Here is a 25868-nt window from a genome sequence, read left to right on the forward strand (position 1 = left end):
TTGAAAAACATAAGATTAACGGATCTTTCATGTAGTGCCGGATGAGCTTCAAAAGTACCGCCGCAGGTGCTGGCGGAGGTTCTTAAAAATATCCCCACGATGAAAAGTGAATATTTATTGGTTGGCATAGATACCTCCGATGATGCTGCAGTATATAAAATCGATGAAACAACAGCTTTAATACACACAATAGATTTTTTTACACCGATAATTGATGATCCATATTTATTTGGCAAAATTGCTGCATGCAACTCTTTAAGCGATGTATACGCCATGGGAGGCACTCCTTTACTTGCATTAAATATCGTAGGATTTCCGGAAGAATTGGTAGAGGATATTTTGCCATTAGTATTAAAAGGTGGAGCTGATATGGTAAAAGAATCCGGAGCAATAATAGCAGGCGGTCATACAATAAAAAATCCCGAAGCCTTTTATGGATTATCCGTAATAGGTATAGTTAATCCAGAAAATATCACTACTAATTCTCATTCAAAACCAGGAGATGTCTTAATTATAACGAAACCTATTGGAACAGGAATTATAGCAACCGCTTACAAAGCTCAAATGATAAAGGATAAAATTTTAGAAATAGCTGTAGAAGTAATGTGCACTCTAAATAATAAAGCATCTTTTTGCGCTGTTTCAGCTGGCGTAAAAGCTATGACCGATATAACCGGCTTTGGATTACTGGGTCACGCCTTTGAAATGGCAGAGGCTTCTAATGTTTCATTTGAGATAGAGGTAGATGATGTCCCCATTATAGAAGGAACTGATGAGCTTGCTTCAATGGGACTATTACCGGCGGGACTTTATGCAAATAGGAAATATCTAAAAGAAAAAGTAGAATTGACAAAAGAAGTACGTGATGAAATCTTTGATCTATTATTTGATCCTCAAACTTCGGGAGGCCTATTGATTTCATGCCCTGAAGATAAATTAGATATTTTATATACTAATTTTAAAGAACAAAACTTTAAAGATGCTTATATTATTGGACGTGTGATAGAAAAAAAAGAAAAAAGAATATATTTAAAATAAGAAGCGAGGAAAATCCCCGCTTCTTATTTTTTATATAATATTTTTTCATCTACACTTTTTATATCTTTACATCCTGTTAAAATCATAGCCTGTTTTAGTTCTTTTGCAAATTTTTCTAATATAAATTTAACACCTTCTTTACCTCCTCCAAAAGCACCTATTATAACCGGTCTACCTATAAGTACCGCATCGGCTCCAAGTGCTAAATATTTTAAAACATCGACACCGGACCGAACACCACCGTCCGCAAATATAGTAATTTTGCCTTTTACTTTTTGGGCAATAGCTGGCAATACTTCAGCAACCCCCGGTGTATGATCCAATATCCTTCCTCCGTGATTCGAAACCACGATAGCTTTTGCCCCTATTTCTACCGCCATTTCTGCTTCATCGACCGTCATAATCCCTTTTAAAATAAATGGGAGCTTTGTTTTAGTTATTATTTGTTTTAATTCCTCTTTTGTCTTTGGTCCTACGGGCTGACCCATTAAAGCCATTGTTATAAGACCAGCTCCATCTATATCTATTCCTACAGCTAATGCTCCTGCTTCTTCTGCTCTTTTTGCTCTTTCAAGTATTTCTGTGTTCTCCCTGGGTTTAATAATTGCAATCCCATCTCCATTTTCTTCCTTAATAGCTTTTATACCCGATTCATAAAAAACAGGATTACCTCCATCTCCGCACATTCCCAAGGTACCCGCTTCTTTGCTACCCGATATTACCATCTTTATGAAATTTTCTTCTGAGATTTTACCTCCCATATTGTAGTTGGTGCCCGTTATTGGTGCAGCTAAAACTGGCATGGACAATTTTTCCCCAAAAATTTCTATACTGATATCGGGTTCCTTGGCATCATGAATCGTTCTTAAATTCAATTTAATTTCGGATAAGGCTTCTACATTGGCGATAAACGAGGAACCGGTACCCACGCCTCCCATTCCCGGTACTTCTCCTCTGCACGCTTTTCCATCACAAAAAGAACAAACCCGACAAAAGCCCTTTAAATTTTCTTTTGCAGCAGATTTTAATTCTTCAAAATTCATATTAAGCCTCCTTTTTAAAAACTTTTATTATTTGAATTTCCTTATATAATATTATAAAAAATGCCAAATATTTTAACTATATTAAATAAAATAATTCAAAATTAAAATTAAAAGGGGCTGTTAAATTTTATTAAGCTGTAAACAGCCCCTTTTTTATAATTTATATTAAAAATTATTTTTCATTAATATTTTTTACAATTTTAGCAGCCAATTTTATGGCTTCAATCATACTTTTTTCATTTGCTATTCCTTTTCCTGCAATATCAAAAGCCGTCCCGTGATCAACTGAAGTCCTTATTATCGGTAGTCCAACGGTAAAATTAACACCAGTTTCCAAACCAAATAATTTTATGGGTATATGCCCTTGATCGTGATACATGGCGACCACCACATCAAATTCTCCCTTCATTGCTTTTAAAAAAATTACGTCAGCGGGTATAGGACCTAAAGCGTTAATTCCTTTTTTGTTTGCCTCTAATATAGCAGGAATTATTTCGTTTATTTCTTCTTCTCCAAATAAACCGGATTCTCCACCGTGAGGATTTAAAGCTGCTACTCCTATTTTAGGAGTGGTATTGCCTAAAAGTATTCCTGCTTCCCGGGCGAGAAGAATTGTTTCTAATATCTTGTCTTTTTTAATGTTACTACATACATTTTTCAGCGCAACATGAGTGGTAACATGTATTACGTTCAATCTTCCATTTGTCAGAACCATAGAATATTTTTGAGCCTTAGTTAGTTCGGCAATTAATTCTGTATGGCCGTTAAATCTGTATCCAGCCTTATTTAATGAAGCTTTATTTATTGGAGCGGTAATAATAGCAGATAATTTTTTTTCTAAAGCAAATTGTACCGCTGCATAAATATATTCAAAAGCAGCTTTTCCACAGATAGAACTTATTTCTCCAATTTTAAAATCATATAAAGATAAATTATTTATAGGATAAACATTTATTGTTCCATCTTTTAATTCATTCAAGTCTTTGACGATATTGATCTTTTTGTTTATTTTACAAATCTTTATATAATATTCTATAACATTATACGACCCAAATATTACCATCTTCAGTTTTTCCAAATCATTATTATTAAGTGCTTTGACTATTATTTCAGGGCCTATTCCGGCTGGATCTCCCATAGTTATTCCAAAAATTTCTTCCAATTTTTATTCTCCTTTCAGATGTTTATATAAATTGTACAATGTCATTTCATTTCCAAAACCACCTGCTTTAGTAATTATTTTTAACCCTTTAAAAGGACCTTTCAATAGTTCTATCTCCGGTATTCCCGGCTCTATCTCTTTATTTATTTTTATGATTTTTGCATTTAATTTTTTTACTACGTTAAAAGCTATATCCCCTCCTGTTAATATTAAACCTTTTGGTTTTTGGATATTTATAACCTTTAAACTGATTTCCGATATTTTTTCTGCAATAATTTGACTGATATCTTTTAAATCGATCCCCAATTCTAATGAAATATTTTTTGTGACATCCAAATCCTGTTGTCCCATACATGAAGTAATTATGATATCTTTATCATAATAGGTATTTACCAGAGAACATATTCTATTTTTTTCCTCTTCTTCATTGCTAAATAAATTATATAAATCAATATTTATGATGGGAATACATTCTTTTTCTGATAGATTCATCAACTGAGATATGGCTACAGTCCTTGTACTTCCTGAAATAGTAATAATCTTCCCTTCTTTTTTCATGGATAAAATCAAAGCTTCTGCAAGGCCAGCAGATCCTACCCACAAAACTTTTTTCCCTGATTTTAATACCTGTGTTGCTATTTCCAATAGATCTTTATCATTTTCAGCATCAAAAGTCAATGTATTAATTCCCTCTATATTTTTTATAATTTTTTCTAAGTTTTTGATTTCATCTCTATAAACATGTCTCACTTTAAAAACATTACCTTCATTTTTAAAAAGTATTTTTATATTAGAAACTCTAACAGGGTTTTTTATATCCTCCGCAAATTCAGATTTATCTACCGGTATACCATTAACATAATGTATTTCATTTAATGTTATTCTATTATTTTTAGGATAGGCCGGAGCAAAAACAATAAGCTCCGGCTTTAATTCTTCATATATAGCCTTTATTTCTTCAACAATATTTCCCCGCAATGTAGAATCTACTTTTTTATAGATAATTTCTCCTTCCAATTTTAAACTAATAACAGACTTCAAATTTTTTATTACCTGCTTCACTCTTTCATAAGCATTCTCAGAAGATAAACCCCTTGATTCTGTATCTAAAACCAAAGCATCACATTCTAAATCTTTCAAAGTAAAATTTTCCATATCTATTAGAGTATAAGTTTTATAACCCTTTTTTGTTAATTGAACTCCCGTATCATTTGCTCCCGTAAAATCATCAGCTATTATTATAATTTTTGACACTTTCTTTCTCTCCCTTTATTTATTCATCATTTTTCCTTTTTTCGATTTTATCCAAATAGGATACTAAAAGCGGGCACAAAATCGCAGTAATTATAACGGATGCCGCAACCTGAGCGGTAGCTGCACCAACCAATGGAGCAAGGTTTTGGTCGACAGCAGCTACTGCTGCTGGGGTAGCCACTGCATTACCCGCAGTGGTGCCAATTGCAGCACCCACTGCTTTATTTTCTTTAAAGAAAATTTTTATAGTAAAGTAGCCTGCCAACCCGGTAAAAATTACCGTAATTAAACCTAATAATAGACCAGGTAATCCAGCTTTAAATATTGTTTTAAAGTCCAGAGCTGCTCCCAGAGGGAATGCAAAAAACGGAATCAATAATCTCTGTCCAGGTTCCAAAAATTTTTTCCAGTCATTATCCAGGTTCCCCAAAATCATTCCTATTATTATAGGAACTATTACTGCGACAAGTGCAATAAAAGGAATATTTGCAAGTCCAGATACTCCCATAGCTACCATTGTCAAAAAAGGCCCATCGTTTATCGATAATATAGCGATTGCGCCTACATCGGCAGGATCTCCGTATTGTGATGCAAGAGCTGTATAAAGTCCACCGTTAGAATTTGTCACCGCTGCAATAATTGCAAGAGAAGAAAGACCTAACAGTCCGGCATCTCCCAAAAATTTTCCGGTAAACCATCCAAGAAGAGCACCTATTATGAATTTAACTAATGTTAGTGCGGTTCCTTTAACTAAAGAAAGGCCCGCTTGCCTGATGGTAATTTGTGCTCCATTGCACAATAGAAAGAGTGCTATAAGAGGCATTGCTCCCTGTTTAAAAAGTGCAGTTGTAAAACCTCCAATCTGAAGGATTCCGGGGAAAAATGTATTTATTGTTGCACCCAATAGCAGGGGTATTACCATTAATCCTCCGGGAACTTTATTAATAGCTTTCAATATTTTCATAAAGTCCCTCCTTAAAATGTGGATATTAATTTATACATTCCAAATTCTTTATGTTTTAATGTTTCTGCTTTTGTCATTTTACCATTGCATACTTCAATTAAGAGATTAAATAATCTTTCTCCTGCATCTCTTATTGATTCAATGCCTTCTACAATTGTCCCGCAATTAAAATCAATATTATCTTCCATGTTTCTGAAAGTTTCAGGGTTTCCTGTAATTTTAATTACTGGAGCTATAGGAGAACCAGTAGGAGTCCCCCTTCCAGTGGTAAATATAACAACCTGGGACCCTCCAGCTGTCATACCTGTAATCGATTCTATGTCCTGACCCGGAGTGTCCATGAAATAAAGACCTTTACCCTCCGGTTCTTCACCGTATTCTAATACACCCTGCAAAGGTTTTGTTCCTCCTTTGTATATACAACCTAAGGATTTCTCCTCTATGGTACTTATGCCTCCTTCGATATTCCCTGGAGTTGGCTGACCGCCTCTCATATCTACTCCCATGGTTTTTGCTTTTTCTTCGCATCTTTTGACAATGTAAATAAGTTTGTCTCCAACGTCCTTTGTTATTGCCCTTTTTGCTAAAATATGTTCTGCCCCGATTAACTCAGTTGTTTCAGAAAACATAGAAGTACCACCAAATTCCACAATTTTGTCCGACACATATCCTGCAACGGGATTTGAAGCCAAACCTGATGTAGTGTCAGAGCCCCCACATTCGATAGATAAAATCAATTCTGAAATATCAACTTCTTCTCTTTCGTATCTACATATTTCTTGTATCATCCGGCGCGCTATTCTCGTACCTTTTTCTTCAGCTTTTAAAGTTCCCCCGCAATGTTGAATGATTATATATTCTACAGGTTTACCAGTTTTAGATATCTCATGTGCTACATTTTCTGTAGGAACTCCTTCGCATCCCAAACCAATTACTAATACTGCACCCACATTAGGGTTTTTCCCTAATCCAATAAGAGTGTTTTTTATCAATTCCAGATCTGCTCCCACTTGACAACATCCATGCTGGTTTGGAATTGATACTGCTCCTTCCACATGGGAAGCTATTCTTTCAGCGACAACACTTGCACACACCGATGATGGTATGACTAATAAATGATTTCTTACACCTACTTTACCGTTTTTTCTAACATAACCTTTTATTTTCATTTTCATCCCCTTCCCAATCTCCGCGTCCTCTTAAGCTTTCCATATTATGGACATGGACATGTTCACCTTTTTTAATATCTGCAGTCGCTCTCCCAATTACCTCACCATATTTAATAATTTCTTCTCCTCTTTTTATATCCCTTATTGCAAATTTATGTCCAAATTTAATATCGGACAGTAAAGCTATGTTTAAGTCATTACCGTTCAAATCTACTGTTACCTCCTCAGCTTCAATTAAATCTTTAACTGCCGTTGCCACATTATCCCGAGGATTTGCAATAACTGCAAATTTTTTCAATTTAAAACACCTCCCTGTAATTTATTGATTTTTTTATTAATCTTACTAAATGCAAAATAAATGCCACTTTAAAATATTTAAAAGAAGCTTCTTTTAATAAGTTTATTGTAGTAAATTGCTTCATAAGAATAAATTCCTGATGCAAAATGCATCAGGAATTTATTCTTTCAATCTTATATTTTTTTATTTTTCTTAAAAGAGTTGTTCGATGTATTCCTAAAATTTTTGAAGCCACTGTAAGATTTCCATTGGTTTCTCTCAAGGTTTCAATTATTAATTTTTTTTCTTGATCTTCAAGGGTTAATTCTTTAGAAATATCTACATATTCTTCAGTATTTTCATAATAACCAATTAGGTCTTCTATATCGATGTATTTATTGTCACAAATTGCACAAGCTCTTTCTATAATTCCTTCAAGTTCTCTGACATTCCCCTGATATTCTAAGGATAATAAATACTTTTTCGCATCTTCAGTAAAGCCTATAATACACTTTTTCATTTTTAATGAACAATTTTTTAAAAAATACTCCGCTAATGGAATAATATCTTCCTTTCTTTCCCTAAGAGAAGGTAAATAAATAGAAAGAATATTAATCCTGTAAAATAAATCTTTTCTGAACCTACCTATTTTAATTTCCTGCAATAAATCTTTATTTGTAGCACAAATTATTCTAATATTTACCGGAATTAATTTGTCATCGCCCAGGCGCATCACCTTTTTTTCCTGAATAACCCTTAATAGTTTTGATTGAAGCGATAATGGAATTTCCGAAATTTCATCTAAAAAAATTGTCCCGTTATGGGCCAATTCAAAAAGCCCTGCCTTACCTCCTTTTCTGGCACCGGTAAAAGCTCCTTCCGAATAACCAAATAATTCACTTTCCAATAAATTTTCTGGCAAAGCCGCACAATTAATTGCTACAAAAGGACTGTTCTTCCTTTTGCTTTCGTTGTGTATACTTTGTGCAAAAATTTCTTTTCCCGTACCCGAATCTCCAAAAATCAAAACGGTGGAATCTAATTGAGCATATTTTTTTGCAATATCGATACATTTTGACATTTTATCGCTTTTATGTATAATATCTTCAAACCTATAATTAGCCACAAAGCCATTTTCGTATAATTGACTTCTTATTTTTAACTCTGCCTTCATCAAAGTACTTACTTCCTGAAATGTAGCAACAGCCCCCATCACTTCGTTTTCCACAATTATTGGAACTCTAAGGGAGCAATAAGTAATAAATTCATCTTCTTCACCGCTTTTTTATAATATTTTTTTAAGTATTGAAATAAAAAATCATAAATTTAATATAATTCTACCATAAAAAATTTATAAAAAATAAAAAGCATTTATTCAGAGTTAAATCTGAAATAAATGCTTTAAATTACTACATTATTTGGTGCCGGGGACCGGAATCGAACCGGTATGGGTATTTCTACCCGCAGGATTTTAAGTCCTGTGCGTCTGCCTGTTCCGCCACCCCGGCAAATCTGGAGCGGAAGACGGGATTTGAACCCGCGACCCTCGCCTTGGCAAGGCGATGCTCTACCGCTGAGCCACTTCCGCAAAATGGCGACCCAGAAGGGGCTCGAACCCTCGACCTCCAGCGTGACAGGCTGGCGTTCTAAACCTGCTGAACTACTGGGCCATTATTTAATAAGTCATTGCTGATAAAATTATTATATATAATTTTATTTCAAAAGTAAAGTACCCTAAAATCTCAATTGCCTTTTTCACGAATTAGATAAAATAATAACCCCATTTAAGCATTTGACATGTAGAGTTAGATTATAAATTTATTAAAAATGCAAATAGTACAAAGCAAAAAGCTCCATAAAGAATTCTATTGACCTTTGGTTTATTATATAATAGAATTATAGAACAATTTATTGTCAGAGGAGGGGGTAAAATGGTCCGAAAACGATTTGTTGCATTGGTCGGTTGTGAAAATTATTTCGGGTATAGAGTACTTAAGCCAGGAATGATTGTAACCCTTGAAAAAGAGCCTAACAATGATTACGATACGGAAGCAATCAAAGTAACGGTCTACCCCTTAGGTAAAATAGGATATATTGCTAATAGTATAAACACGGTCCCTAAAGGATGTTTCAGTGCTGGAAGAATTTATGATACTTTTCATAAAAAAACTAAAGGAATAATTAGATTTGTAACAAAAAATTGTGCAATTATTGAACTTTTTGAAAGAAAACGCGCAAATTTTAATATAAAATTCACAATGATCTCTAAAATTAACCCTCCTTTCGATAAAAAACGCGAATTTCCTATGGATCTAAATTAATATTCTCAATACTCATATTACGTATGGAGTATAAATAATTATTATTTTTTATTCTCAAAGAGTAATAGAACGAAACTGTGGGGCATTAACAAAAAAATTATTTTTCATTGACACTTCGTTAATGATTTTGTATAATAATAATGCTCATAAAATTAAACAAATGCTATTTGCAGGGGAGTAGCTCAATTGGTAGAGTAGCGGTCTCCAAAACCGTTGGTTGCGGGTTCGAGTCCTGTCTCCCCTGCCATTTTATTTTTATATAAATTAATAAAAATTAACATTAATACTTACTGATCATCGATTAAACAACCGGTTTTAGGATACAAAAACCTAAAATCGGTTGTTTAATTTTTTCATTTCGCCCTTAAATTTCATATATTTAATAATCAAGCTTATAGTTGACATTGGTTGTTTAATTTTCTATAATTTTTTATAAAGTACGTATTTTTTTATTATTTTTGTATTTAATACATGTATATTTATGGGTAAAGGGGGGATATATTTTTTATCTTCAATAAATTATTTGGAGGTGTTATTGTGAAATTGGGCGGATATAAAAATAGAATATTGAGGGTAAATCTTTCTAACTATACTTATTCAATTGAACCATTAAACGAAAAAATGATCTTAGATTTCATCGGTGGTCGCGGATTTGCAATAAAAATTCTATATGACGAGCTTAGGCCGGGTATTGATCCAATGAGTGAACAAAATAAATTAATTTTTGTTGCTGGCCCTTTAGCAGGAACAAACGCACAATCTTTTGGCCGCTGGAAGGTATTTTTTAAATCTCCGCTAACCGGTACATACTTTAAATCGTCCGGTGGAGGATATTTGGCAGCTGAAATGAAGTTCGCAGGATTTGACATCATTATTATAGAGGGTGTTTCTGACAAACCGGTATACCTTTGGATTCATGATGGAAAATGTGAGTTTAGGGATGCATCCTACTTGATGGGTTTAGATTGCGATGACACCCATACTTTAATAAGAGAAGAATTAGGCGATCCAAGAATTAGAATAGCATGTATAGGCCCAGCAGGTGAAAATAAAGTAAAAATATCAGGAATTTTCAGTGACCGCCGCGCTGCAGCAAGAGGTGGCGGTGGAGCGGTTATGGGCTCTAAAAATCTTAAAGCAATTGCCATAAGAGGTCATGAAAAAGTTGAAATAGCCGATCCGGAAGGTTTCTCGGAAGCTGTTAAAGCACAAATTCAAATGTATAAATCAAATCCAGCTTTTGAAGGATTTAAAGCCCGAGGGACACAAATTGCAGAATTTACAAATCTGTTAGGAATGTTCCCTACCAAAAACTTTAGAGAAGGTGTTATTCAAGGCTGGGAAAACATTGAGGGAGAGGAATTTGATAAATATCGCGTTCGTAAAACCGGATGCCACAGCTGTATGTTGCACTGCGGTAATCTTTCTAAAGTCAATTATGGGAAATATAAAGGAGCATGGAGCGAAGGTCCTGAATACGAATCAATTTGGGCTTTTACCGGAACAATATCACTTCCGGATGTCGGTTTAACAATAGCACTCGATAAACTATGTGATGACCTTGGTCTTGACACGATTTCTACTGGAAGTTCTATCGGCTTTGCCTATGAGCTTTATGAAAAAGGTATAATATCAAAAGATGATACCGGTGGTTTAGAATTAGTATATGGTAATGACGAACCTCTGGTAAAACTAATAAAACAAATCGCATATAGAGAAGGTTTTGGAGATATTTTAGCAGATGGTACCCGGGAAGCAGCAAAGAAAATTGGTAAGGGAGCAGAAAAATATGCTATCCAAGTTAAAGGATTGGAATTACCTGCATATGATCCTCGTGGTGCAAAATCTCATGGTCTTAACTTATTAACTTCCAATATAGGGGCGGATCATAATTCCGGATATGCTCCTCAGGAAATTTTTAACGTTCCGATTCCGAGACCAGTAGATCGTTTTGCAGTGGAAGGAAAAGGAGAAATAACAAAATTTAATCAGGATTTAACAGCATTTTTAGAAACAGGAATATTATGTAGTTTTCCTCCTTCAATGGGTATGATAAACGCCGAAGTATATGGTAAATTAGTATCAACGATTACTGGAATTAAAGATTTTGATGACCCCGAATACATCTGGTTAGTTGGGGAACGAATATACAACTTAGAAAGAATTTTTAATGTTAGAGAAGGTTTCGGTAAGAAAGATGATAGTTTCCCATCACGCCTTATTAGTGAACCTCTTCCTTCAGGCCCGGCTTCAGGTCAAGTATTCGAACAGGACGATTTACTAAAAGATTACTATAAAGTAAGAGGATGGGACCTCGAGACGGGTGTGCCAACAAAAGATAAATTAAAGCAACTCGGGTTAGATTTTGCCTTAGAATATGGAAAATAATGAATATATTAAAGTTAATGTAATGTTTTTTGGAGATTTGCGTAACTTAACAGGCACCCGTCAAAAAGAAATCACTACTAAAAAAGGAGTTAAATTATCTGATTTACTAACCTTATTAGAGCAAGAATATCATTTTTCTTTTAAAAATTATATTGAAGATAATAAAGGCATAAGAATACTAATTAACGGTCAGGAATACGAGCGATTGGGCGGAATTAATGCTTTATTGGGCGATGAATTCACAGTAGTTTTCTTTCCAGCTTTGTTTGGGGGCTAAAAAACATGGGCAGGATTAGAAATTCCTGCCCATGTTTTTTATATATTTGATTTTACAGTTATTTTTTCTCCCTCTTTCAGTCCATTTATAACTTCGACAAATTCACCATTTTTAATTCCTATTTGTATTTCCCGAAGGGATGTTTTATTATTTTTTTCATCAATCACATTTACATAAAATTTATTCTCTTTTTTTACTATAGCAGAAAGCGGAACTATCAAAATACCTTCTCTTCTATCAGTTATTATTTCTACATTTGCATTCATCCCTGGTTTCACATCATTATTTTTTTCAATTAAAATTGTAACATCGTAAGTAGTAACATCATTATTTTTTTTACCGATATCAGCTACCTTTTCCACTATACCTTTGCAAATTGTCCCTGGCAAAGAATCAAACGTTATATTTGCCGGCATACCCTGTTTTATTTTTACAGCATCTATTTCATCAAAAGGAACAATAATTTTAAATTCAGAATAGTCGGCTATCACTGCAATTGGTTTAGTTGCAAATAGATTTTGTGTAATATTATCTCCTTCCTTTACATTTATTTCAACTATTTTTCCATTAATTGGCGAATCTATTATGAGTTTTTCTGATTGACTTTTTCTTAATTGATATTCTAAAAAGGCTTTTTTATAAGAAATTAGAGCTTTTTCTTTATCTTTTATAATATTGTCATCATTTACAACAAATATTGCTTCCCCCTTTTTTACTTTAGAACCTTTAATAAAATTTATTTTCGACACATAACCATTTACCTCTGAAACAATATCCTTTTTCTCTGGCTCCATTATTAAACCAGCTTGAACACTTTCTTCCACACCTTTAACTGTCTTTACTTTTATTATCGCATTAGGATCTTTATTATCACTAAAATAGTTCCCATCTATTTCTACAGTAATATAATAAAATATCGCTCCGTTTTCTTTTATTTCTCCTTTTTTGTTTATTTCTTTAACCTTTCCTTTAATTTTAAAGAAAGAATCTGTAAAAAATACCTCTGCCTCTTGCCCTGATTTAATATTTTTAATTTGTTCTCCATTGAAAGGAGCTTTTACATATGTTTTATCTGGGTTTATACTAATTTTTGCCAAAGTTGCTCCTGTATTAATTTTATCCCCTACATCTACATAAATTTCTTCAATATAACCGTCATTTGGGGCTTTTATTATATACTTTTCTTCCGATGAAGTTATTTCATCTAAGTAGATTTCCTGCTCTTTTAAATTTAATTCTGCTTTTTTAAAATTTACTTCTATTTCCTCGTTAGTTAATTCCAATAATTTTTCTCCTTTTTGCACAAAATTATTTTCATTTTTATAAATTTTTTTAACAATTCCGTTTATTTCCGGATAAATAAATGCAATATCTTTTGCATTTACAGTTCCTTCTTCCTTCACAATAACATCAAGGTTACCTTTTGACACTACATAAATATTGCTTTGAACTACGTTAGTACTTTTTGTTATCAAATTGTAAACTATTCCCAAAAGGATTAATAATAAAATGGCCACATAAATAAAATAGTTTTTTTTGAATTTCATAAATTAACCCCCAAACATTTTAATCTATTTTTTCTTTGAGAATCTGAGACATAGATATAGAATAAATTTTATTTATAGATAATTTTTGCGAAAACATATAAATAATTATTAATATTAAATAGGACAATAAAATACCAAAAAAGTCAGCCTTAAATTCAATGTAAAAATCTGCTTGTTTTGCAGCATTTGATATTAATAAATTCGAAAGAATATTAAAAAGGGGAATACCCAATAATATACCTACAAAGAAAGAAAATCTGTTTGAACCCAAAATTATTTTGGAAATTTCCCTATCGTAATAGCCCAATACCTTAAAAATAGCAATATTTTTCCTGTTTTCATTAATAATTAAATTTGAAAAAACATAAGTTATCGCTAACGATAATATAGAAGAAATTCCCCCGATTAAACTTAACATTTTTCTCATAGGTTCTATTGTATTTTTAAAGGACTCAATTATATAACTTTTATCCTGTTCTAAAAATAAAATACTTTTTTTAATATCATAGGCTACTTTCGAAAATATTCCTCTATAAGAACCTTCAGGATAATCAAAGGTTTGATTGAAATCAACAAGCCGCATATACCCGTAATTACCCAGGTTTATATCAACAATATCGCTTATTGTTAACATAAAAATTTTATCGTCAACATTATTTTTAAGTGCTACTTTATCACCGATTTTTACACCCAATTTTATTGCAAGGGGTTTAGTTATAACTAATCCTGAAATATCTGCATTTTCTCCTTTCAAATTTGTTAATTTTATCATTTTTGAATTACTTTCTATACCGTAAATAATTACATTGCTATTTTTTTCATCGGTTAAGTAGATAACGTTAAATCTTTCCGCTTCGCGGTATTTTTCACCTCTTAATGTTTCATTGAATATATACATGTAATTATAATTAAAAGCTCTGTTAAAAGTGTTTTCAACAATTCCCCTAATCTCCCTTTCTGCTGTGAACCCATAAATAAGCAGAAATGCTGCGAAAGCTATCCCTGTAATCATTACTAATTCACGACTTATTCTTATTAATCCATATTTTATCATTATTTTATTTATAAAGTTGAATCTATCCAGCAAAGGAAAATCAATAAATTTAAATACCTTTTCATTATCGTCTCCTCTTATTAATTCAACAGGCTCTTTTTTTAAAAGTTTTAAAATCCCTAATATGCTGGAAAAAATAACAAATACCCCGGGAAGCAAAATTGAAAATATAATTTCTCTAATCGGAACGACATTATATATTATTGGTATATTAAAATAAGTTTTGTAAAGGTCAATAAAAGGAAGGGAAATAGTATAACCTAAAGATAATCCTACCAATGAACCTGTAACCCATAAAATTACGGGGATAATCATAAATGTTTTAAAAATCTCCATCTTTTTATAACCAATGGCATATAAAGTTCCAATTTCTACCTGCATAGAATTAATTATCCTTAATAAAACAATAAAAAGTAAAAAAGAAGAAATAAAAGTAATGAATAAAGTTATCGGAGCAATGATACTTTTTGTGCTATTAACCTTCATTTCCGTATAAACTATACGGGGATTTTTATTTTTTTCAACAAAATTTATTAAACTATATTTTTTTAAATCCTCTTTTATCTCATCAATATTTGTATATAAATTTTTAACAACATAATAATGATAAGATAATTGCTCAAAATGTGCCAAATCGCTATCATTCAAAATCCCTATTCCAAATTTTTGGGAATTATTCATTAAATCCTGATCATATCTTATAATGTAAATATAATCGGGTAAACTGATAAATCCGGCAACCCTGAAATTTCTGCTTCCAACAATATATTCGTCTCCGATTTTAATATTATTTGCTTGAGCAAATAAAGTGTCCAGTAATATCTTCCGTTTATCAGGATAATCCTTTCCTGCAATAGCATAACATTTATTTATTTCTTTTGGAGGAGAAAATATTCTTAGCGTTTTTCCCTCCATTTCTATTTCAGATACTTTTCTTTCTTCAAGCTTTAATCCATATTTTTCTTCAAATTTTTTTTCATTTATTGGTTCTAAAGTAATAAAATGAGCATCTTCCTGAACATATTTAGTTGTAAAAAGCTTGTAATTGTTTTCAATGTTAAACATGGATATTGAAAGAAGGGAATAGGTCATCGTTGCCAATAACATCATAATAAAAATTCCCATAAATTGACCTTTGTTTCTTAAGATTATTCTAATGGGGATCCTGTAAATTATCACCACTCAACCTCCTCCGCTTTCAGAGGTGCCTCATTTAATATGTAATCTATTATTTCCCCGCTTCTCAATCTAATAATGACATCAGCCATTTTCGAAATCGCCACATTGTGAGTCACTAAAAACACCGTCGTGTTGTATTTTTGGTTAATATTCCTTAAAATCGAAAGAATATTTTTTGCATTTTCGTAATCTAATGCTCCCGTAGGTTCATCACACAAAATCATTTTGGGGTTTTTAACTATTGCCCTGGCAATTGCCACTCTTTGTTGTTCTCCCCCCGATAGTTCATAGGGAAATTTCCTCTTATGAGCTTTTAGTCCAATCACATCTAAAATTTCTTCCACGTCTAATGAATTTTTAGAAAGAACTGCAGTCGAACATACATTTTCGTAGACATTTAAAGTATTTACCAGATTGTAAAATTGAAAAATAAAACCTACGTAGTTCCTTCTATATTCTGTTAATTTTTCATCAGAATACTTTGTTATCTCTTCGTCATCAATGATTATTTTACCTTCATCAGCCTTATCGATGCCACCCAGAATATTCAAAAGGGTTGATTTACCGGAGCCTGAAGGTCCTAATATTACGGCAAAAGAACCTTTGTTTATTTCAAAACTTACATTATTCAATGCAAAAATTTCATTTTTTCCTATCATATAACGTTTTTTTAAGTTGCATACTTTGATAGACATTTTGCTCTCCTTTCATCCCTATCATTTAAGCAATTTTTCATATATGAAATTTCTTCTTATCTTTATGGCTTGATAAGGACAAAGCTCATGACAGCAGAAACATTTAATACATTTTTTATAATCGATTTTAGCCTTTTTATCTTCTATACAAATAGCCTTGGGAGGACATGTTAAATAGCACTCAGAACACCCCTTGCATTGATTTAAAACGACATAGGGTTTTGGCGTCATTATCTCTTTTAAATAAATTTCCAAAAATCTCGGAAGAATTCCTCTAATGAAGGTCATGTCTTTTTTTAATGGAATCTTAAAATCGTTAACTTTAACCGAATCTATACTATCTCCAACAAATCTTATACTTTCTTCTTTAAACAATCCCCTTTCTATAGCTCTCTTAATAAGCGGAAAATCGTTTTTACTCAAATTGATTATCCTGGATGCAGCATAATCTGCAGCTAAAGCATCATCGGAAATAATAAGAATACCTAATTTTCTCCCAGTCCCCTGTGAAGGACCATCTCCCTCCATTGCAATAACCCCATCAATTATAGATAATAAAGGATTAATTGTTTCGTACATATCTAAAAGAAGATCCATAAACCTTTCTATTTCTCTAATCCTGAAATGTAATTCCACCTTATAGCCTCCGGGAATCATTCCGTACAAATTTTTAACAGCTCCTGTATACACTGCCATACCATGAGTTTTTAGTTTTGCAAGAGATACAACACCATCGCATTCTTTATAAGGATAAATAACAGGTAAGGCTTTTATCTTACTTTCCCCTTTGAGTTCAATTTCTATTGAACTTGTATTATAGTTTAACGGAGTTCCGGTTTTTTCACATACGTCTTTTATCCCGGTCTTTTCATATACAGCATTAAGCCTTTTTACATTATAAGGTCCCCCCGGACTGTCAGCTACTATCAAATCAATATTTTCTTTTTTTAAAATATTTATAAGGCCTTCAACTACTGCTGGATGTGTAGTTGTAGCTTCTTCAGGTTTTTTACTCATTAGAAGATTTGGTTTTAATAAGAGTTTTTTATAATTTTCAGGCCTAAAATCTATCATTTTTAAGGCGTATTGTAATTTTTCACAAATTAATTCTGGATTATAATCTTCACATTTTAGAATTACTACTGTTGACAAACAAATCACTTCCTTTTTCTTTGATTTGATATTATAATATTACTTTATTTTTCATATTCTTTCATTTTTTTCCATAAAGTGGTTCTACTTACTCCTAAAACCCTGGCTACTTCTTTTTTATTATTATATTTTAAAAATATTTCTTTAAATATTTGTTTTTCCATTTCTTCCAGCGTTCCAATATTTACTATAATTTTTTGCCTGTCATTTAAATCATTATTTTGAATTAACCCGGTTTCATTAAGCAGTGACGAAATTAAACTATAAGAAATTTTTTGGTCTTCGCATAATATTACACATTTCTCAATTATATTTTTTAATTCTCTCACGTTCCCGGGCCAATGGTAATCAAAAAGTAATTTATAAATCTTATCTTCCAGCTGCGGAGAAATTTTTTTACCGTATAGTTCATTAAATTCTTTGATAAAATTTATACATAATACCTCAATATCTTCCTTTCTTTCTCTTAGAGGTGGAATAGTCAATGTCAAAATATTTAATCTATAATATAAATCCCTTCTAAATTTACCTTCTTCGATCTTATTTTTTAAATCGGTATTAGTGGCAGCGATAATCCTTACATCAACAGGAATTAATTGATGTCCCCCCAAGCGCATTACTTTTTTCTCCTGTAATACTCTTAAAAGTTGAGCCTGCAAATTTAAAGATAGGTCTCCTATTTCATCCAAAAACAGAGTGCCTCCATGAGCCAATTCAAAAAGTCCGGCTTTTCCTCCTTTCTTGGCTCCGGTAAACGCGCCTTCTTCATAACCAAAAAGTTCACTTTCCAAAAGATTTTCAGGTAAAGCAGCACAATTTATTGCTACAAAAGGACCATCGCTTCTTTTACTTTCGTTGTGAATACTCTGAGCAAAAAGCTCCTTGCCCGTGCCACTTTCACCCAAAATTAATACTGTTGAATCGGTACAGCTGTATTTTTTTGCTTTGTTAATAGTTTCCAATAAAATTTTACTATTTCCGTAAATATCTTCAAATCTGTATGTGGCAATTAATCCTTTTTTAACAAGTTTTGTCCTGATAGATTGTTCCACTTCCTGTATTTTGCTGATATCCTGTACTGTAATAACCGTACCTATATTTTTGCTATCTATATTAATATTTGATCTTTTTACCAGTAATTTTTTGTTTTCTATTTCTATGATTTCTTCTTTTGCTAACTGACTATCTTTATAAATTTTTTGAAGGGTATTAAAATTGATATCAAAAATTTTTTTATTTAATACTTCTTTTTTCGGTGCTTTAAGTAATTTTTCCGAAACGGAATTGTACATAATTACTTTTCTTTCTTCGTCTAATGCAATTATACCTTCCGTAATATGCTCTAAGAGGGTATTAATTAATTCCTTTTGTCCTCTGTCTTTTTCTATAACTGCCCTGATGTTTTTAGCGGTAATTATTGCCTGTAATACCGATGAAGCACTGGAAAAAACCAGTTTCCCTTTTAATCCCAATTTTTGTGCTTCTTCAATTATACAAGCTCCCGTACCTACTGCCATGTCTATACCTGATTCTTTTGATTCATAAAGTTTTTCCCTTAATTCTTTTTCTGATTTATAATAAAAACAACTTATTTTTTTATTTAATATTTTTGAAAATAATTCAAAATCAAAATGTCCTTTTTTATAATCATATCCAAAAAAACCAATGTGATTAGAAAAAGGAGCCGCTTCATATAATGCTAAAAAGACGTCAAAATCTGTTATTTCGATACTAACGAAAGGAATGTCTATATTTTTTCTTATTAATGCACCCGTTGCTCCACGGCTTATTATTACATCCGCTTCCTTTTGATTTGAGAGCTTTTTGGCAATCTCTACTCCTTCCTCTAAGACTCCTTCATAAATATCTATATCCTCTCCTTGTGCCACCGAAATCCTTTTAGCGATATTTGTCAGTTCAGGATAAGGTGAAATAAGCGCAATTTTGCTCTTCAAAATGTTCACCTCTTTTATACACACTTTTATCTTCATTTAATAATTATTCGATTTTATTATTAAATAACCTGTTTTGCTAAAAATTTATTTTATAAATTATTAAAACATAAAAAAAGACCGCATAATGTGCGGTCTAAAAAATATTAGAAATTATTTTCCCTTCTTTTCTTTAATTTGTTTAATTATTTCCGGAACAACCTTGAAAAGGTCTCCTACAATTCCATAATTGGCAACTTTAAATATAGGGGCTTCAGGATCCTTATTTATAGCAACTATTACTTCTGAAGTCTGCATCCCCGCCAGATGCTGAATAGCACCTGAAATTCCACACGCAATATAGAGCTTTGGCCTGACGGTCCTTCCCGTTTGGCCTACCTGGTGAGCATATGGAATCCATCCGCTGTCCACCGCAGCACGGGAAGCTCCTACAGCTCCTCCAAGAAGCTCTGCAAGCTCAAAAAGCATATGAAAGTTCTCCGGCCCTTTCATACCTCTACCACCCGACACAATTATATCTGCTTCAGCGATATTTACTTTTCCAACCGTATCCGGCAAAAAATCTACTATTTCTAAATCCAAATCTTTGGGACCGGATACGGGTTGCAATTGTATAATTCTGCAATCTTTTCCAAACACTTTGTGAGGCATAGGCATGACCTTGGGTCTTACGGTTGCCATTTGAGGTCTTTTGTAAGGACAAATTATAGTGGCCATAATATTTCCACCAAAGGCAGGACGTGTTTGGAGTAACAGCCCTTTTTCTTTATCAATAGAGAGTTCCGTACAATCGGCAGTTAATCCCGTTTCCAGCCTTGTTGCCAGCGCACCGGCAAAATCTCTGCCAAGGGTCGTCGCTCCTATCAATACTATTTCGGGTTTCGAATGTTTTATAATACTTTCAGCTTCTAAAATAAAAGGTTTTGTCTGATAATCATATAACCATGGTGCGCTTACCGCATAAATTACATCTACTTCATAATTTTTTACCTCTTTTATTATTTCGTTAATGCTGTCACCTATCACCATAGCATAGACTGGCACTTTTAATTCATCGGCAATCTTTTTAGCCTTTCCCAATAGCTCAAAAGAAACAGAATGTATTTTTCCTAACTCGTGTTCTATAAATACCATTATTCCTCTGTAGTTTTGTTTTTCAGATTCCTGTATTTTTTCTTCCATATAAAGTGCCTCTACAGGACAGGAGTCTACGCACTGACCGCATAAAATACAATTTTCTGTAATTTCAGCAATTCCTTTTGAATCTAATCTTATTCCTTTATAAGCGCATGTTTCTACACAAATCCCGCATCCTGTGCAATTTTCTTTTTTTACAATTAGAGCCATTTATTATCCTCCTTCATATTTTAATTATTCCTTTAGTCGAGAGGATTTCTATTAGTTCTTTTACTGATTCTTTTACATCTTTATCAAATATCTTTCCGCCTTCTCTGGGAGGAGGTGTGAATATTTTTATTACCTGAGTAGGAGATCCATCAAAACCAAATTTATTTTTTTCTCCATCCAGGTCTTGAGGTCCCCATACAGGTATTTCCGCTTTAGCAGCTTTTTTAATTGAAAATACATTTGGGATGCGGGGTTGATTTATATCCTTTACTACCGTTAACAAAGCTGGCATTTTTGTTCTCACAACTTGTGTTCCATTGTCCAACAGCCGTTCCACAACTAATTCTTTATCTTCTATATTTATATGTCTTATCTTCGAAACATAAGTAATTTGAGAAAAATTAAGCCTCTGGGCCAGTCCCGGACCCACCTGAGCAGTATCACCATCCGTGGCCTGTTTTCCGCAAATTACAATATCTACATCTTTTATTTTTTTTATTGCCAGGGATAAAGTGTAACTGGTAGCGAGGGTATCCGAACCAGCAAAAGCTTTATCACTCAAAAGAATTGCTTTATCTGCACCCATCGCAAGAGCTGTTTTTAATGCTTCCTTAGCCTGTGGTGGCCCCATAGATATTACAATTACTTCTGCACCAAATTTTTCTTTTATTCTTATGCCTTCCTCAATAGCATATTCATCAAAGGGATTTATTATTGATTCCACTCCTTCTCTGATTAGCGTTCCTTTTACCGGATCCATTTTTACTTTTGCATCCGTGCTGGGAACCTGCTTTATACATACTACGACTCTCAAAGTTACACCCCCTATTTGCCCTTAAATTGAGGTTTTCTTTTTTCTAAAAAAGCAGTCACTCCTTCTTTTTTATCTTCAGTAGTACAGGACAGAGCATGCAGATAAGACTCATGAGCAAAGCCCATTTCTCTTCCTAAACTGTTCCCCCTGATAACCGCTTCTTTTGCATATTGAATAGCAAGTTTTGGAAGTGCCTTAATTTTCTCGGTCCATTCCTTAACTTCTATCATTAAACTTTCAAGAGGAACAACTTTATTTAAAAGACCTAATTTTAAAGCCTCTTGAGCATCTATCATTTCGCCCAGTAAAATCATTTCTAAAGCTTTTGTTCTTCCAATTACGTTCGTTAATCTTTGAGTACCGCCTGCTCCGGGTATAATACCCAGTTTTACTTCCGAGGCAGCAAATTTTGCATTTTCAGAAGCAATTCTAAAGGTACAAGCTAGAACAAGTTCCAATCCCGCTCCTACCGCTACACCATTTATTGCCGCTATCACAGGTATATCTAAATTTTCTATTCTATTAAAAAGTTCTTGTCGCCTTTTGGTCTGCTTTCTTCCTAAAATTGCATCTCTTTCTACCAATTCTTTTATGTCCGCACCTGCCATGAAAGCTTTATCACCGGACCCTGTTATAACTACAGCTCTTAAACTACCATCTTCTTCAATGCGGTCAAAAAGTTCATGCAATTGCTCAACCAATTTATTATTGAGGGCATTTCTAACTTCCGGCCTGTTTATAGTTATGTATGCGATATCTTCTTGAGTATTGAATAAGTATAAAACTTCACCCATTCGGGTACCTCCCCTGTACTAAATTTTAAAATGCAGATATACCCAATTCTCTATTTGCTATAATTAATTTTTGTATCTGACTTGTACCTTCATATAAAGTATTAATTCTTGCATCCCTGTAATACCTCTCAATTGGAAATTCCGATGAAAAACCATAACCACCAAATACCTGAAGAGCTTTATACGCTACGCGGTTTACCATCTCACTGCAGAAAAGTTTCGCCATTGATACTTCTCTTGTATGGGGCAGATGTTTATTTTTTAAATGTCCGGCTCTGTATACCAATAACCTCCCGGCTTCTATTTCAACAATCATGTCTGCAAAAAGCTCCTGAACCAGTTGATGTCCAGCAATTGGTTTGCCAAATTGAACCCTTTCCACTGCGTATTTTTTAGCAACGTCATAACAGCCCTGCGCAAGTCCTACGCAACCTGCTGCAACAGTATACCTCCCATTATCTAATGCACTCATAGCAACCTTAAATCCATCTCCTTCGTTTCCAAGAATATTTTCTTTTGGCACCCTCACATCCTGAAGTATTAATTCCGCTGTATTTGAAGCTCTAAGACCGAGTTTATTATGGATATCTTTCGATGAGAACCCATCTACCCCTTTTTCTACTATAAAAGCCGTAATTCCTTTATGCCCCATTGATTTATCGGTTTTAGCGAAGATTATTGCTATATCGGCAACTCCGCCATTTGTTATCCACATTTTATTTCCATTAAGTATATAATAATCCCCGTCTCTTACCGCACTGGATTGCATGCTAACCACATCGCTACCGGAATTTGGCTCTGTGAGGCCAAAGCATCCCAGAATTTCCCCGTTTGCCAATTTAGGTAAATACTTTTTCTTTTGTTCTTCTGTACCCCATTTAAGTATAGTAAGGGCTACAAGGGAAATTTGGACCGAATAAATTCCTCTTACCGAAGAGTCCACCCTGCCCAGTTCTTCCGCAACTATAGCATGGGAAATATAATCAAATCCGCCCCCTCCATATTCTTCAGGGATAACGGTACCGAATATTCCTAATTCTCCCATTTTCTTGACAATATCCCAGGGGAACTTTTCTTCCCTGTCATTTTCCGAAGCAAAAGGGGCTACTTCTTTATCTGCAAATTCCGTCATCATCTTTTTTATCATTACCTGTTCTTCAGTAAGATCAAAATTCATATCTATACCTCCTCGTATAAAATCATTGTTCGTAAATGTAAAATCCACGCCCGGTTTTTCTTCCTAAATGACCGGCTTTAACCATCTTTTTCAGAATATACGGTGGACGATATCGCGGATCCCCGTATTCTCTGTAAAGCGTTTCGGTTTTAGCCAGATGAATATCAACCCCTATCATATCTATTAGTTCCAGAGGACCCATCGGAAGATTTGCACCAAGCTTCATGGCGGTATCAATATCCTTTGCATCGGCAACTCCTTCTGAATATACCACAACCGCTTCGTTTAAAAGGGCGGCTAAAACCCTGCTGACAATTCCTGCAGGTGTTTCTATTTTTGTAACAACCGGAGTTTTATCCAGCATAAGTGCCATAGCTTTAGTTTTTTCAACAGTAGTTTCGTCTGTTTCAAGACCGGGAATTATTTCTACGAGCTTCATTATTACGGGTGGATTAAAAAAATGCATTCCTATTACCCTTTTTCTATTTCTGGTTGCCGTAGCTATTTCACTTATAGAACATGCGGTAGTATTAGTGGCTAAAACTACCTCTGGTTCAAAAATTTTATCCAATTTTTCAAAAACCTTTTTCTTAACTTCAACATCTTCAAAGACTGCTTCTATAACAAAATCAGCATCGGCAAAAGTTTCCATATCAGTTCCCACAGTAATCTTTTCTAAAACTTTTTCCGCTTCTTCTTTCGAAATTTTCCCTTTTTCCACCCTCTTCATCAGACCTTCTTTAATTTTTAAAAAAGCTTTCTCTACTATCTCTTTTTCCCTATCCACTAAATACGCTTCAAACCCCTGCTGAGCAACTAATTGGGCAATTCCATGCCCCATAGTTCCTGCTCCCACAACCAGTATTTTTTTTACTTCCATCTTGTTAACCCCCTTCAGAAAATTTAATTTTTAATCCAATCTTTCAATTATCATCGCTTCGCCTTGTCCTCCACCTACGCATAAAGTCACCATTCCAAAGGTCTTATTTTCATTTTTAAGCGCATGGATAAGGGTGGTTAAAAGTTTCGCTCCGGTAGCACCTATTGGATGACCAAGGCTAATGGCTCCGCCGTATATATTGGTTTTTTCTATATCAAGTCCAAGTTCCCTCATTACTGCTATAACCTGGCCTGCAAAAGCTTCATTTAATTCAATTAAATCAATATCTTTTAAAGTAAGCCCGGCTTTTTCAACAGCAATAGGTACTGCCTTAACAGGACCAAGTCCCATTAGCACCGGGTCTATTCCTCTTTGACCATGGGATAATATTTTAGCCAAAGGCTTCAAACCCAGCGCTTTTGCCTTTTCTTTATCCATTAATACTAACGCAGCCGCTCCATCACACAGGGCAGAACTTGTACCGGCAGTTATTGTCCCGTTTTCTCTAAATACCGGTGGAAGTTTGGATAAAGCCTCCAAGGAAATATCTCTTCTTGGTATCTCTTCGGTTTCAAAATATAAATTGGGATTTTTCTTATTTCCTATGTTAATTGGTATTATTTCTTCTTTAAATTTACCTTTATCTATAGCTTCAATTGCTCTTTTATGGCTGAGAAAAGCATATTCATCCTGCTCTCTCCTTGTAATACCGTACTTTTCAACCAATACTTCTGCAGTCGCTCCCATCATCATTCCGGCTAAGGGACACATGAATCCATCTTGATGTAGATGATCCTGTATTTCACCGGCACCCAAACGATACCCCCATCTTGCACCAGGTAAAAGATAGGGGGCACGGCTGGCCATTTCTGTACCACCGGCTATTATACAGTCTGCGTCGCCTGCTTTTATAGCCTGGACAGCTAAGGCTATAGCCTTTAATCCGGAAGCACACCTTTTGTTAATAGAAAAAGCAGAAACATCTACCGGAAGGCCACTTTTCACCGCAACTAATCTTCCGAGATTTGGTCCCACACCGGCCTGCCATGCATTTCCCCAGATTACTTCCTCCACCATATTTTTTTCTATACCTGCTCGTTTCACCGCTTCCTTAATTACTTCACTTCCCAATTCAACAGGGGATTTTTCAGATAAACTTCCGCCAAATTTTCCGCAGGCGGTGCGTACAGCACTTAGTATAACAACTTCACGCATTTTTACACCTCCTTCAAATAGTTAATTTCATAAAATTAGCAAATTTTATGCCATTGTATAATTCTCAGATAAATCGAGAAAAAATAATATATAACTATTGTTTTAACTTTATTGAATGATATGTGTTTAAAAATTAAACTTATTGATTTTATTAAATATACTAATTTTA

The 25868-nt window shown here is 33.8% G+C and carries 22 protein-coding genes and 4 tRNA genes; 5 read left to right on the forward strand and 21 right to left on the reverse strand.

All coding sequences use genetic code 11. The features are described 5' to 3' along the window. Positions 1 to 1038, forward strand: coding sequence for a selenide, water dikinase SelD (gene selD / locus ATZ99_RS09615; protein ID WP_083947453.1), 1038 nt, complete (start codon positions 1 to 3; stop codon positions 1036 to 1038). A gap of 23 nt (positions 1039 to 1061) precedes the next feature. On the opposite strand, the gene ATZ99_RS09620 is transcribed toward selD, so the two are convergent. From ATZ99_RS09620 to ATZ99_RS09665, 10 genes are all read right to left on the reverse strand, one after another. After that, positions 1062 to 2081 carry an alpha-hydroxy-acid oxidizing protein gene (locus ATZ99_RS09620; RefSeq protein WP_068749022.1) on the reverse strand — a complete coding sequence of 340 codons (1020 nt, stop codon included), beginning with the start codon at positions 2079 to 2081 and terminating at the stop codon, positions 1062 to 1064. 172 nt (positions 2082 to 2253) lie between these two features. Continuing rightward, positions 2254 to 3243, reverse strand: coding sequence for a 4-hydroxythreonine-4-phosphate dehydrogenase PdxA (gene pdxA, locus ATZ99_RS09625; protein WP_245641371.1), 990 nt, complete (start codon positions 3241 to 3243; stop codon positions 2254 to 2256). A gap of 3 nt (positions 3244 to 3246) precedes the next feature. Then, a complete protein-coding gene (locus ATZ99_RS09630; protein WP_068749023.1) occupies positions 3247 to 4497 on the reverse strand; it encodes a four-carbon acid sugar kinase family protein in 1251 nt (416 codons plus the stop codon). Positions 4498 to 4516: 19 nt separating this feature from the next. Next, positions 4517 to 5461 (reverse strand): 2-keto-3-deoxygluconate permease, encoded by a 945-nt coding sequence (locus ATZ99_RS09635; RefSeq protein ID WP_068749024.1) that lies wholly within the window; start codon positions 5459 to 5461, stop codon positions 4517 to 4519. An 11-nt stretch (positions 5462 to 5472) separates the two neighbouring features. Continuing rightward, positions 5473 to 6630 (reverse strand): UxaA family hydrolase, encoded by a 1158-nt coding sequence (locus tag ATZ99_RS09640; protein WP_068749025.1) that lies wholly within the window; start codon positions 6628 to 6630, stop codon positions 5473 to 5475. Further along, positions 6608 to 6928 carry a UxaA family hydrolase gene (locus ATZ99_RS09645; RefSeq protein WP_068749026.1) on the reverse strand — a complete coding sequence of 107 codons (321 nt, stop codon included), beginning with the start codon at positions 6926 to 6928 and terminating at the stop codon, positions 6608 to 6610. The genes ATZ99_RS09640 and ATZ99_RS09645 overlap by 23 nt, the downstream gene beginning before the upstream one ends. Before the next feature lie 151 nt (positions 6929 to 7079). Continuing rightward, positions 7080 to 8135, reverse strand: coding sequence for a sigma-54 interaction domain-containing protein (locus ATZ99_RS09650; protein ID WP_068749027.1), 1056 nt, complete (start codon positions 8133 to 8135; stop codon positions 7080 to 7082). Between the two features lie 191 nt (positions 8136 to 8326). Further along, a tRNA-Leu gene (locus ATZ99_RS09655) sits at positions 8327 to 8415 on the reverse strand. A 5-nt stretch (positions 8416 to 8420) separates the two neighbouring features. Then, a tRNA-Gly gene (locus tag ATZ99_RS09660) sits at positions 8421 to 8495 on the reverse strand. 4 nt (positions 8496 to 8499) lie between these two features. After that, a tRNA-Asp gene (locus ATZ99_RS09665) sits at positions 8500 to 8577 on the reverse strand. Positions 8578 to 8838: 261 nt separating this feature from the next. Between ATZ99_RS09665 and ATZ99_RS09670 the strand changes: the two genes are divergently transcribed. The 4 genes from ATZ99_RS09670 to ATZ99_RS09685 all read left to right on the forward strand — a co-directional run bounded on the left by ATZ99_RS09670 (position 8839) and on the right by ATZ99_RS09685 (position 11893). Further along, positions 8839 to 9228 (forward strand): HIRAN domain-containing protein, encoded by a 390-nt coding sequence (locus tag ATZ99_RS09670; protein WP_083947454.1) that lies wholly within the window; start codon positions 8839 to 8841, stop codon positions 9226 to 9228. A gap of 171 nt (positions 9229 to 9399) precedes the next feature. Further along, positions 9400 to 9475 (forward strand) — tRNA-Trp (locus ATZ99_RS09675). Between the two features lie 290 nt (positions 9476 to 9765). Beyond that, positions 9766 to 11616, forward strand: coding sequence for an aldehyde ferredoxin oxidoreductase family protein (locus ATZ99_RS09680; RefSeq protein ID WP_222927107.1), 1851 nt, complete (start codon positions 9766 to 9768; stop codon positions 11614 to 11616). Then, positions 11606 to 11893, forward strand: a complete 288-nt coding sequence (locus ATZ99_RS09685; protein ID WP_068749028.1) for a MoaD/ThiS family protein — start codon at positions 11606 to 11608, stop codon at positions 11891 to 11893. Before ATZ99_RS09680 ends, ATZ99_RS09685 begins: the two co-directional genes overlap by 11 nt. A gap of 38 nt (positions 11894 to 11931) precedes the next feature. Here ATZ99_RS09685 and ATZ99_RS09690 read toward each other — a convergent pair whose 3' ends face one another. The 11 genes from ATZ99_RS09690 to ATZ99_RS09740 form a co-directional block, all read right to left on the reverse strand. Continuing rightward, positions 11932 to 13440 carry an efflux RND transporter periplasmic adaptor subunit gene (locus tag ATZ99_RS09690; RefSeq protein WP_068749029.1) on the reverse strand — a complete coding sequence of 503 codons (1509 nt, stop codon included), beginning with the start codon at positions 13438 to 13440 and terminating at the stop codon, positions 11932 to 11934. A 19-nt stretch (positions 13441 to 13459) separates the two neighbouring features. Next, positions 13460 to 15673 carry an ABC transporter permease gene (locus ATZ99_RS09695; RefSeq protein ID WP_068749030.1) on the reverse strand — a complete coding sequence of 738 codons (2214 nt, stop codon included), beginning with the start codon at positions 15671 to 15673 and terminating at the stop codon, positions 13460 to 13462. Next, positions 15670 to 16368: an ABC transporter ATP-binding protein gene (locus tag ATZ99_RS09700; RefSeq protein ID WP_068749031.1), complete on the reverse strand. Its 699-nt coding sequence runs from the start codon at positions 16366 to 16368 to the stop codon at positions 15670 to 15672. Before ATZ99_RS09700 ends, ATZ99_RS09695 begins: the two co-directional genes overlap by 4 nt. 21 nt (positions 16369 to 16389) lie before the next feature. Beyond that, a complete protein-coding gene (locus ATZ99_RS09705; RefSeq protein ID WP_068749032.1) occupies positions 16390 to 17520 on the reverse strand; it encodes a DUF362 domain-containing protein in 1131 nt (376 codons plus the stop codon). A 44-nt stretch (positions 17521 to 17564) separates the two neighbouring features. Continuing rightward, on the reverse strand, positions 17565 to 19475 hold the full coding sequence (locus tag ATZ99_RS09710; protein ID WP_068749033.1) for a sigma-54-dependent Fis family transcriptional regulator: 1911 nt from the start codon (positions 19473 to 19475) through the stop codon (positions 17565 to 17567). Between the two features lie 150 nt (positions 19476 to 19625). After that, positions 19626 to 20819 (reverse strand): electron transfer flavoprotein subunit alpha, encoded by a 1194-nt coding sequence (locus ATZ99_RS09715; protein ID WP_068749034.1) that lies wholly within the window; start codon positions 20817 to 20819, stop codon positions 19626 to 19628. A 13-nt stretch (positions 20820 to 20832) separates the two neighbouring features. Then, positions 20833 to 21633, reverse strand: coding sequence for an electron transfer flavoprotein subunit beta/FixA family protein (locus ATZ99_RS09720; RefSeq protein ID WP_068749035.1), 801 nt, complete (start codon positions 21631 to 21633; stop codon positions 20833 to 20835). Between the two features lie 11 nt (positions 21634 to 21644). Continuing rightward, a complete protein-coding gene (locus tag ATZ99_RS09725; protein ID WP_068749036.1) occupies positions 21645 to 22427 on the reverse strand; it encodes an enoyl-CoA hydratase/isomerase family protein in 783 nt (260 codons plus the stop codon). 25 nt (positions 22428 to 22452) lie between these two features. After that, positions 22453 to 23604, reverse strand: coding sequence for an acyl-CoA dehydrogenase family protein (locus tag ATZ99_RS09730; protein ID WP_068749037.1), 1152 nt, complete (start codon positions 23602 to 23604; stop codon positions 22453 to 22455). A gap of 22 nt (positions 23605 to 23626) precedes the next feature. After that, positions 23627 to 24484, reverse strand: coding sequence for a 3-hydroxyacyl-CoA dehydrogenase family protein (locus ATZ99_RS09735; protein ID WP_068749038.1), 858 nt, complete (start codon positions 24482 to 24484; stop codon positions 23627 to 23629). A 30-nt stretch (positions 24485 to 24514) separates the two neighbouring features. Further along, positions 24515 to 25699, reverse strand: coding sequence for a thiolase family protein (locus ATZ99_RS09740; protein WP_068749039.1), 1185 nt, complete (start codon positions 25697 to 25699; stop codon positions 24515 to 24517). Positions 25700 to 25868: the final 169 nt, after the last annotated feature.

This window comes from Thermovenabulum gondwanense, from assembly GCF_001601575.1.
GTDB lineage: Bacteria > Bacillota > Thermosediminibacteria > Thermosediminibacterales > Thermosediminibacteraceae > Thermovenabulum > Thermovenabulum gondwanense.